The following is a 9,610-nucleotide window of genomic DNA, read 5'->3' as shown; positions in this document are numbered from 1 at the left end:
AGGGTCTATGCGGCGGGTGGAGCGGGGTATGTGGAGTTGGGCAGTCCCTTGCCGGAGGTTGTCGCCGCCTGGTCGGTGGCGTTGGCGCGGTGTGGGGTGATTGATTGGGGTGGTGTGGCGTTGCGTGTCGACGGTATCTCTCTGGTTGAAACCGAATCCGATGCCGAGACTGTCCGGTGGCGCACACGAACTCCGGTGGTGATGAAGGGTTCCGGGCGGGACGACAACGGCATCCGAAGCACTCGTCAGGCGTGGCTGTTACCGAGGGAACCGGAATTTCATTTCCATTTCGAGAACAACCTGCGACGCAAGGCCGAGACCTTGGGCCTGGCACCGGATGTGGTGTTGGAGCAAGTTACGTGGGTGGGGCCGAAGCGGTCATTCACGGTGGGCGATGGATTGAAGCCGGGCGCGTCGGTTGAGGTGGTCTTGCGCGGGGATAGGAAGGTAATCAACGGTATCCGTGACTGGGGTCTGGGCCAGGCTAATTCCGCTGGATTCGGTTGGGTGGCTGCCTAATGTTTTTGTCAAGCGGCGGTAGCGGCGCGGTAGGGCTGGCGGGTGTGCAGCAGGGCGTGCAGGACGTTGATGCGGCGTCTAGCCAGCGCGATGAGGGCTTGGTGATGTCGTTTGCCTTCGGCGCGTTTTCGGGCGTAGAAGGCTTTGCTGGCCGGGTCGGAGCGGATAGCGGCGAACGCCGACTGGTAGAAGACGAACTTCAGCGTCTTGCTGCCGGTGGTCGCGCGTCGCAAGTAGTGCATCTTGCCGGACTGTTGCAGCACCGGCTCCAGCCCGACGGCGGAAGCGAGCTGGTCGGCGCCGGCGAACCGGGCGAGATCGCCTGCCTCGGCGAGGAATTCGGCGGTCAGGATGGCCCCCATCCCCGGCATGCTGGTGATGAGGGCCGCGTCAGGGTGGCGGTCGAGATCCTCTCTGATCTGGGATTCGAGCTCACCGATGCGGCGTCGGGCCGAGACGGCTTCGGCGGCGATTTCCCGGGCGAACTCGGCCATGCGGGCTTGTCCCGGCACGACGGTGCGTTGGACCTGGGCCGCGGTGATCGCCTTGGTGACCAGCGGTTCGGCATACGAGCGGCGGACACCGACGCGCAACAGGTACTCGGTGATGCGGCGGCGCCCGGCGCGGCGGATCTCGTCGGGGGTCGCGTAGCGGGCCAGCAGGTGCAGGTCACCGAGATTGGTGACATCGACCGCGCGTTCCAAACCCGGGAAAATGCTGGTCATGGTCTCCCGCAGTCGTTGCAGGCGGCGAGTTTGGTCCACGACCAGGTCGCGTCGGCGGCCGACCAGGATGCGCAGATCCACAGTGGTCTCGTCCTCGGCGGTGACCTCGCGCCAGTCGTCTCGCAAGCGCAGCTGGTCGGCGATGGTTTTGGCGTCACGGGGATCGGATTTGGTCTCGCCACCTTTGGTGGCGCGGCGGGCGCGGTTGACCACCAGGCCCGGGACGTGGACCAGGCGGATATCCGCCTCGATCAGCATCGCGGTCAGCAGACTCGCGATCCCGCCCATCAGGTCGATCGCGACGGTGATCTCACCGTGGTCGGCGCCGATGCCGCACAGTCGGCCGATCAGCCCGTCGATACTGTCGGGATCGTTGTTTATCCACTGGGAGACAAGGACTTTCCCGGTTTCGGCGATGACGATCGCGACCCAGTGGAACTCCTTGGCGACGTCGATTCCCACGACAACTGCCATGTAACCCTCACTCGTTTCGGCGTGCGTGTGGTGCGTCCCCGCTCCGCCGGCAACGCCCTACACAGCGATGGTCCGCAGTGCCTAATCAGCGGTCGGAACAAGGGGGCGGGACGGCCGGCCGAGCCATCTGAGCCATCAAGGGCAGCACGCATGAAAGCCATACCCGCCCCGCCTGCACACTCCGATCATTCCGGACGACCGGGGGCACACCAGAAAGGTAGGGCGGCATGAGTATCACGGCGACTCCTGCCTGGCCGAGTGTACGGTTGACGCCGCATCCGCTACAGCGGGTCGGCGCCCATGCACTGCTTGGTCTGGCCGGTCTCACGGGGACTCAACGGCATCCTGAATCGCTGACCGACGCCGAGTTCAAGGCGGCGTGGGACAAGATGACCGAGGATGTGGTTGCCACGGCCTGGCTCGAAGATACCAAGGCACCGCGGGCGTTCTGGCTGGCAGCGAGCTACTTGTTCTGGCCGAATTCGAAGATGAACACGACCAACCGCAGGTCGCTGACCGAGCAGCAGCGGATGGAGTTGATCAGAAGCTGGCGGAAGATGCCTGAATCCGTGCCCTCCGGGTTATCGGGTGTGCCGTGCACTTTGTGTGCACAGATGGCGTGCGGGTTCTACGGCAAGGTCGATGTTCCGTTGGCGGCCAGTGTCGAACATCGCAATTCGACGGTGCCCGGGCATGAAGGGTTGGCGTTGTGTCGGGGTTGTCTGGCCAGCTTCTACGCGATGCCGTACGGGTGTTCGATTCGTGGCGGTAAGGCGTCGGCGTTGCACAGCTGGGACGATGCTGCGCTGGCAAAGTTCACCGCTCGTCAGGTGCGCCTGACACGGAACCGAATCAATCTGGAGTCGATATCAGCTTCCGAGCAGCGGTATTCGCGTGAGACCGAGGCACTCCGTGCGCTGCGTTCCTATGAGGATCGACTGTGTGACGGAGTGGAGCTGTATGTGTTCAGCAATTCCAACAAGCAGCAAACTCTGGATGTGTACGGGGTCGAGCAGCCGTTGGCGGAGTGGCTGCGATCTACGTTGCACTCTCCAGTTCTGAAGGCAGGGTTTCGGTATCTGACCCGGGCCCATTATTCACCCAAGGTTCCGGGTTCGGTTCTCTTGGCCTACCACGTGTTCCGTTATCCGCATCGTGTGCCGATCACCGCTGTCGACTTTCTGTCGCGGCTGACGGCCGAGTTGGGCGCGCCGCCACCGGAGACGGAAGCGCTCGCACAGGTGCATCGCTCGTTCATCAAGGAGGTACTCGGCGTGGCGCAACGTGATATCGACCAAATCACAGGTCTCGGCAACAAGATCGGAGCCCTCCTCCGGAAGAACCCACAGCGGGGCACGCTCACAGAGTTCAAGCATGCCCAGTCCGATGCCGGGCAACTACAGGCGTGGCTGAAGCGCCAAGCAACCAGGTGGACGCTCGACCCGAAGGCGACCGAGCCGCTGGTGACCACCGAACAGTGGCGGTTGTTGTTCGAGCCCGGCGACCGGGTGCGATTCAACCGTGACCTGTTGTTCGTCGCAGTGCTCGAGGATCTGACACGACACCAGTGGCTGGCCGGCATACCTGAGGATCGCGATGAGCAGGACGACGACATTCTGACAGAGGAAGAGGATCAGTGACCTATCTCGTGGGCAAGATCGCCCTGGACATCACCGCCGGCGCACCGAACAACGGTCGCGGTGAAAGCAATGTCGGTGAAGTGAAGAAGATGTACATCGGCCGCAATCTGCACCCATACGTCTCGGCACAGGCGTTTCGTCGCTGGGTACGTGACAGTTTCCCCTCCGAAGTGGCCTCGTCGCCGGTCACTCGGTCCGGTTCGGGTACGAACCAGCAGGCCTATACCGCCGGGCGTCCAGACCTGTATGTCGACGACGATCTGTTCGGCTACATGGTCGCGAGCAAAAAGGGGAACTATCAACGCGACACCGTGTTGGCGACCGGGACGCTGGTGTCGGTGGCGCCGCGGCGGCCGACCAGGGATTTCGGGACAATGAGTCGTGGGTTCGGCCCCGACGAGAATCCGGTGATCCATGAGCACGAGCACTACTCGGCCGAGCTGGCCGGCGACATCCTGATCGATGTCGCGCGGATCGGGGTCTTCCAGGTGCAAGGCAGCGGGTTGCGTCGCAATCTCACCGACGCCGCAGCCAAGGACGCGGAGGAAGCCGGTGCCGAGCGGGTGAGTTTCCGTGGTCTGGACAGTCTGCGATTGCCGCTCGCGGAGCGTCGGCGGCGACTGGCGGTGCTGTTGAACACTCTCGCCGAGGTGTGTGGTGGGGCGAAGCGGGCTCTGCACTATGGGGAGCGGTCACCGGCGATGACGTTGCTGGCACCGATCGAGGGCGGTAACAACCCGTTCACACGGGTACTCACGGCCCGGGCCTCGCGCGAGGATCAAGGGTATCCGCACCTGGAGACCGCGTTCGAGGCTGGTGTGTTGCGCGAGGAGATCGCGGCGTGGGCCGATGTGCTGGGCAAACCCGTGCTTGTGGGGTGGGCTCCGGGGTTCCTCGCCGATCAGCGCGAGCAGGTGCGTGCAGAACTCGACGATCTGGTCGATGACGGCACGCTGGTGATCGATCATCCTCGTGTGGTGCTACGGGGGCTGGCCAAGGAAGTCGAAGCCGGGACCCGCGATGAGTGGTTCGAGGACGCGCCGCGGTGACCAAGGCGTTGCAGGCGACGGTCACCGCAGCCATCGCCTCTTTCCGTAACCCTCTGTATACCGGAGTGCAGGTCGGGTTGCCGTGTCCTCCACCGTCGACCATCGCGGGTTTGTTGGCGGGCGCCGCGGGTGGCTGGGACCGGGTTCCGGTGGGTTTGCGATTCGGCGCGGCGTTCACCGCGGGCGGGTCCGGGACCGACCTGGAAACCTATCATCCACTCGATGGACGGGGGCGGGCTACTGCGGCGACGCCGAAGGATCGAGAGTTCCTGGCCGATGTGGTGCTGACCTTGTGGCTGGTCGACGACATCGAGTTCTGGGCCGACAGGCTGCGTCGACCGGTGTGGCCGCTGCGGCTCGGTCGCAGTCAGGACCTGGCGACCGCACGCACCACGGAAGTCGACCTTGTCGCTGGTGCCGGTCGGCAGGGTCACGCGATCGTGCCGGAGACGCTGAGCACGGCAGGGATGCGGTTGCGGTTGCCGACGGCGGTGAGTATCGACCGGGCGCGCAATCGCTGGGATGGATACCGCTATGCGCCCAGCGGTAGCGAGGCAGTGATCGACACCGGTTGGAGTGTTGTCGACAACAAGACCGAGCCGGGTCAGGCATTGGCGCTGTTGGGGGCTGTTCACCCGGCGCATTTCGACAGGAGCCTCGGTGATGAATGAGCTGGCCACGTTGCGGGCGAAGAGTCCGCGCACCGGATTCCCGCACGGTGAGCCGTTGACGGATCATCTGTCGGCGACACTGGCAGGTGCGCGACGACTCGAGCGACGGGTGGGTCGGATCGCTGCGGTGCCGGAGGGGTTCTGGCGCTGGGTGATGGCGGCCGCGTTGACCCATGATGCGGGAAAGGTGCCGGCCGGTTTCCAGGCGATGGTCGCCGGGGGCGCCGGCCCGGTGTGGGGGCAACGTCACGAGGTGTATTCACTCGGTTTCGTCGCCGATCTGCTCGCGTCGTGGCCGGAGCCGGACAGGGGTTGGGTGGGTCTCGGGGTCGTGACCCATCACCGACCGTTGACCGGTGTCGCAGGACGATCGATCCTGTCGCTCTACAACGACGGTGACGCCGCGGCTTTCGCGGCGCGATTCGGTCCGGTCTCCGCGGTCGCGCAGCGGCAGCTACGACAGTGGCTCGCCTCCGTCCTGCGCGAGGAGAAACTGGCAGAGCCGGCTCCTGACACCGACACCGATCTCGCCGAAGCCGGTTTCCGGCTGCTCGAACAACTCCGTGCGCAGTGGGAATACCCCGATGACGTCGACGCCGACCACAACTTGACCGCAGTGCTGATCCAGGGGGCTGTCACCTTCTCCGATCATGTGTCCTCCGCCCATGGGCAGTTGCTCACCGACCAGCCGATCGATGCAGGCTTCGCCGAGAGGCTCACCGTCGCGATGGCCGCCTCCGGCAAGCCGTTGCGTCGGCATCAACACGAGGCCGCCGCGCTTGCAGGCCATCTCATGCTGCGCACCCCGACCGGGTCGGGTAAGACCGAGGCCGCGCTGTTGTGGGCGGCACGGCAGGTCACCGAGCTTCGCCACCAGTGCGGTGGGCAGCCACGTGTCTTCTACCTGCTGCCCTATCTGGCGTCGATCAATGCGATGGTCGATCGTGTCGGCCGCATCCTGGGCGATGAGGATGCTGTCGGGGTGGTGCATTCCAAGGCTGCGGCGTACCACCTACATCGTTCCCTGTGTGGCGATGAGGATGACTCGGACGCGGCGCGCCGTGCGGTGTCGCGTGCTGCGGCGACGCGGCTGTTCCGGGAACTCGTACGTGTGGGTACCCCGTATCAGCTGTTGCGGGGTGCTGTCGCCGGCACGGCGTGCTCGTCGATCCTCATCGATGCCGCGAACTCGGTGTTCGTACTCGACGAACTGCACTCCTACGAGCCGCAGCGGCTGGGTATGATCCTGGCCAGCACCGCGTTCTGGGTTCGCTTGGGCGGGCGGATCGCAGTGGTCACGGCGACGATTCCGCGCCGACTCGTCGAACTTCTCAACCAGTGCGTCGATGGCGAGGTTTTCCAGGAGATACGGCCGGAAGGCACTCAATGGTCGCAACGGCATCGCCTTAAGATCGGCACCGATCACCTGACCGGCGGCGGCGCGCTCGCCGAAATCGGAAACCGTTTGCGGGCGGGACAGTCGGTGCTGGTGGTCGCCAACAATGTGGCCGATGCACTATTCATGGCAGAGCGGCTGGGCACACTATGCCGCGAGCTGTACGGCGAAGATCCGATGCTGCTGCATTCGCGATTCAAAACGATGGACCGCGCCGACATCGAGTCTCGGATCCGGGACCGGTTCGGCACCGATAGGCCGCACCGGCCGGGGCTACTGGTGGCCACCCAGGTGGTGGAGGTCTCCCTGGATGTGTCCTTCGACGCGTTGCATACCAGCGGAGCACCCTTGGAGCCGTTGATCCAGCGATTCGGGCGTATCAACCGTATCGCGGCCCGCCCTCCCGCCGATGTTGTGGTGCACCCACCTCGCTTCGGGCCGCGCCCGGGCAGCGTCGCGGAGTGGGCCGACGGCGTCTACGAGAAAGAACCCACCGCACTGACCATGGCCATCCTGCAAGCGCACGATGGCTCCGTCTTGGACGAACAGATACTCGGGGCCTGGCTCGATGAACTCTACGACTCCCCGTGGGGCGAGACATGGGCCATGAAGGTCACGTATTTCAAAGACTGGTTCGCTCGTTATCTCCAGTTCGAGGGGGTGTTCGGCGGCAATCGCGACAAGCTCGGCGAGGAGTTCGAGGAGCTGTTCGACGGGGTGGAGGCGATCCTCGCCGAGGACGTGGACGCCTACAGCGAAGCGCTCAATTCGGTCTCCAACCCACAGGCGGGGCGACTGCTGGGAAGCCAATACCTGATCCCACTCCCCCACTATGCGCGGCGGTTCGCCCGTTACGATCGCGGGCTCGATGTCCTGATCATCGACGGCGTCTACGACCCTGACCACGGGCTGACCAGGATCGAGCACGAACGTCGCGACACTTACCAGCTCGGCGAGCTCATCTGACGCGATGCTCAACGCAGACGATATCGGCGGGGTGCACATCAAATACCTCGAACACTGTCCTCGCCAGTTGTGGCTGTTCGCACGCGGGATCCGCCCCGAGGCATCGAGTGAGCGTGTCCTGCTCGGTGAAGCTGTCCACGACACCAGCTACCGCCGAGAGCAGGGCATCGATCTGGGCGCGGCGAAACTCGATCACTTCGACGGTCACCGGTGGGTCCATGAGGTGAAGTCGTCGTCGTGCCTCACCGCAGCGGACCGCGCCCAAGCCATGCACTACTGCTACCGGTTACACCACCTCGGTGTCGAGGTCGAGGGTGCGATCCTGAAGTACCCGAAGATCCGACGTACCGAACGAATCCCCTACACCCCCGCCGAGGACGCCGCAGCTGCGGCCGCAATCACTCGCGCGCTCGACACAGTTCACGCCCCGCTGTCTCAGCCCCGGCAGGCCCGACGGGCCTGCCACGGCTGCAGCTACTTCGACTACTGCTGGACGGACTGAATGCCTGCCGCCACCCGCACCTACTGGCTGACCTCCGCGTGCCGGATCCGACGCAAAGATCAATCCCTGGTCATAGAACGTGCCGACGGAAAACCCGTCCACATTCCGATCACCGACATCGCCGATATCGTCGCCTGCGAATCAGTCGACATCAACACCGCGGTAATCAGCCTGCTCAACACCCACCGCATCAACGTGCACCTACTCGGCCACTACGGCGATTACACCGGATCACTTCTCACCGCCGAATCCAGCACCTCTGGTCAGACGGTCCTCGCGCAAGCCCGCCTCGCCACCAACCCCACCACCGCACTCGACATCGCCCGTCAGATCGTCCGCGCGACCGCGTTCAACGTTCGCCGCGTAGTCGACCGCGAACTCCTCACCCACCCACTCGAGGTCCTGGAATCCTCGGTGCGGCAGGCCGAGACCAGTGAACAGCTGATGGGCGCCGAAGGAACCTTCCGACGCAGCGCCTGGGAAGTGATCGACACCCAACTACCCGGCTGGCTACAACTACGCGGACGCATCCGCCGCCCACCCCGCAACGCCGGCAATGCCTTCATCAGCTACGTCAACGGAATCATTTACACCCGCACGCTGTCCGCCATTCGCCTGACTCCCCTGCACAGCGGCATCGCATTCCTACACGCAAGCATGCAGCGCCAGCGTCATTCTCTGGCTCTGGACCTCGCCGAAGTCTTCAAACCCCTCTTCGCAGAACGAATGCTGCTACGACTGGCTCACCGCAACCAGCTCACCCCGCAACATTTCGAAAGCAGCGTCGACCACGCCACGCTCAGCGACACCGGACGCAAATTCGTCGTGGCCGCCGTCCGCGATGAACTCGGCACCACCATCACCCATCGCACCCTCAAACGCAAAGTCGCCTACGAAGAACTGATCTACCTCGACGCCCTCAAACTGACCCGCACCGCGCTCGAAGAAACACCGTACACGCCGTTCCGGATCTGGTGGTGACCATGTACGTCATCGTCGTCTACGACACCGCCGTCGAACGAAATCCTGTCGTCCTACGCACCTGCCGCCGATACCTACACCATGTGCAACGCAGCGTATTCGAAGGTGATCTCAGCCCGGCCCAGTACCGACACTTCCGCGCAACCGTCGAGACGGCCATCGACCGCACCTACGACAGCGTCCTGGTCTACACCTACCCACCAGGCGCGAACCCACAGCGCGAATCCTGGGGAACCACCCAGCCCGCACCATCGACGATCATCTGACAACAAGATCATTGCAGCGACACGCCGAACACATCGACACTACCAGCAGTCCACTGCAGATCACCCCCGAAAGTCACCCTTCGATAAAGCCTTTACCAGCGGCTTTACCGTGGGGTCCTCATCGGCCCTACGAGGGTTGGCAACCCGAAGCGCTGCCGTATCGCGCGCACCGCCCGCCGGAGTCCTCATCGGCCCTACGAGGGTTGGCAACAAGGTGATCACCTCCGGCACCGGCGCGGGAACCGGGGTCCTCATCGGCCCTACGAGGGTTGGCAACGCGATATCGGTTCGGGAGGTGTCGGGGTCGTTGCGACGTCCTCATCGGCCCTACGAGGGTTGGCAACGCGGCGGCCAGCGGCGGTATCCCGAGTTCGTACAGGTCCTCATCGGCCCTACGAGGGTTGGCAACTCGAAGGTAAGC

General features: G+C 64.2%; 9 protein-coding genes. 8 read left to right on the top strand and 1 reads right to left on the bottom strand.

Going from position 1 to position 9,610, the window contains the following annotated elements; translation table 11 throughout:
• Positions 1 to 519 (top strand): CRISPR-associated endoribonuclease Cas6 (locus ON32_RS23610; protein WP_040793218.1); only part of this gene is annotated, 519 nt, incomplete at its 5' end.
• 8 nt (positions 520 to 527) lie between these two features.
• On the opposite strand, the gene ON32_RS23605 is transcribed toward ON32_RS23610, so the two are convergent.
• Positions 528 to 1,718, bottom strand: coding sequence for an IS110 family RNA-guided transposase (locus ON32_RS23605; RefSeq protein WP_040793215.1), 1,191 nt, complete (start codon positions 1,716 to 1,718; stop codon positions 528 to 530).
• A gap of 227 nt (positions 1,719 to 1,945) precedes the next feature.
• Between ON32_RS23605 and ON32_RS23600 the strand changes: the two genes are divergently transcribed.
• Genes ON32_RS23600 through cas2 form a run of 7 tightly spaced genes read left to right on the top strand, consistent with a single transcriptional unit; the run spans position 1,946 to position 9,189 of the window.
• Positions 1,946 to 3,358: a hypothetical protein gene (locus ON32_RS23600; RefSeq protein WP_040793214.1), complete on the top strand. Its 1,413-nt coding sequence runs from the start codon at positions 1,946 to 1,948 to the stop codon at positions 3,356 to 3,358.
• The gene (gene cas7i, locus ON32_RS23595) at positions 3,355 to 4,407 is read left to right on the top strand and encodes a type I-B CRISPR-associated protein Cas7/Cst2/DevR (protein ID WP_040793213.1); all 1,053 of its coding nucleotides are present in this window, start codon (positions 3,355 to 3,357) and stop codon (positions 4,405 to 4,407) included. The genes ON32_RS23600 and cas7i overlap by 4 nt, the downstream gene beginning before the upstream one ends.
• Complete coding sequence (cas5, locus tag ON32_RS23590) at positions 4,404 to 5,078, top strand: CRISPR-associated protein Cas5 (protein ID WP_040793217.1); 675 nt, start codon at positions 4,404 to 4,406, stop codon at positions 5,076 to 5,078. The genes cas7i and cas5 overlap by 4 nt, the downstream gene beginning before the upstream one ends.
• On the top strand, positions 5,071 to 7,440 hold the full coding sequence (locus ON32_RS23585) for a CRISPR-associated helicase/endonuclease Cas3 (protein WP_040793212.1): 2,370 nt from the start codon (positions 5,071 to 5,073) through the stop codon (positions 7,438 to 7,440). Before cas5 ends, ON32_RS23585 begins: the two co-directional genes overlap by 8 nt.
• A gap of 4 nt (positions 7,441 to 7,444) precedes the next feature.
• A complete protein-coding gene (locus ON32_RS23580; protein WP_040793211.1) occupies positions 7,445 to 7,942 on the top strand; it encodes a CRISPR-associated protein Cas4 in 498 nt (165 codons plus the stop codon).
• Complete coding sequence (gene cas1b / locus ON32_RS23575) at positions 7,943 to 8,923, top strand: type I-B CRISPR-associated endonuclease Cas1b (protein WP_040793210.1); 981 nt, start codon at positions 7,943 to 7,945, stop codon at positions 8,921 to 8,923.
• Between the two features lie 2 nt (positions 8,924 to 8,925).
• Entirely contained in the window at positions 8,926 to 9,189 is a 264-nt protein-coding gene (gene cas2, locus ON32_RS23570; RefSeq protein ID WP_040793216.1) for a CRISPR-associated endonuclease Cas2, read from the top strand.
• Positions 9,190 to 9,610: the final 421 nt, after the last annotated feature.

The organism is Nocardia paucivorans NBRC 100373 (assembly GCF_000308675.1).
Taxonomy (GTDB): domain Bacteria; phylum Actinomycetota; class Actinomycetes; order Mycobacteriales; family Mycobacteriaceae; genus Nocardia; species Nocardia paucivorans.
The sequence above is the reverse complement of the archived record's forward strand: the minus strand, read 5'-3'. Positions and strand labels throughout refer to the sequence as shown.

Bases quoted from the DNA above. Each gene is read 5' to 3' on its own strand.
- ON32_RS23605 (WP_040793215.1), bottom strand. From the start codon at position 1,718: ATGGCAGTTGTCGTGGGAATCGACGTCGCCAAGGAGTTCCACTGGGTC.
- ON32_RS23600 (WP_040793214.1), top strand. From the start codon at position 1,946: ATGAGTATCACGGCGACTCCTGCCTGGCCGAGTGTACGGTTGACGCCG.
- ON32_RS23585 (WP_040793212.1), top strand. From the start codon at position 5,071: ATGAATGAGCTGGCCACGTTGCGGGCGAAGAGTCCGCGCACCGGATTC.
- ON32_RS23580 (WP_040793211.1), top strand. From the start codon at position 7,445: ATGCTCAACGCAGACGATATCGGCGGGGTGCACATCAAATACCTCGAA.
- cas1b (WP_040793210.1), top strand. From the start codon at position 7,943: ATGCCTGCCGCCACCCGCACCTACTGGCTGACCTCCGCGTGCCGGATC.
- cas2 (WP_040793216.1), top strand. From the start codon at position 8,926: ATGTACGTCATCGTCGTCTACGACACCGCCGTCGAACGAAATCCTGTC.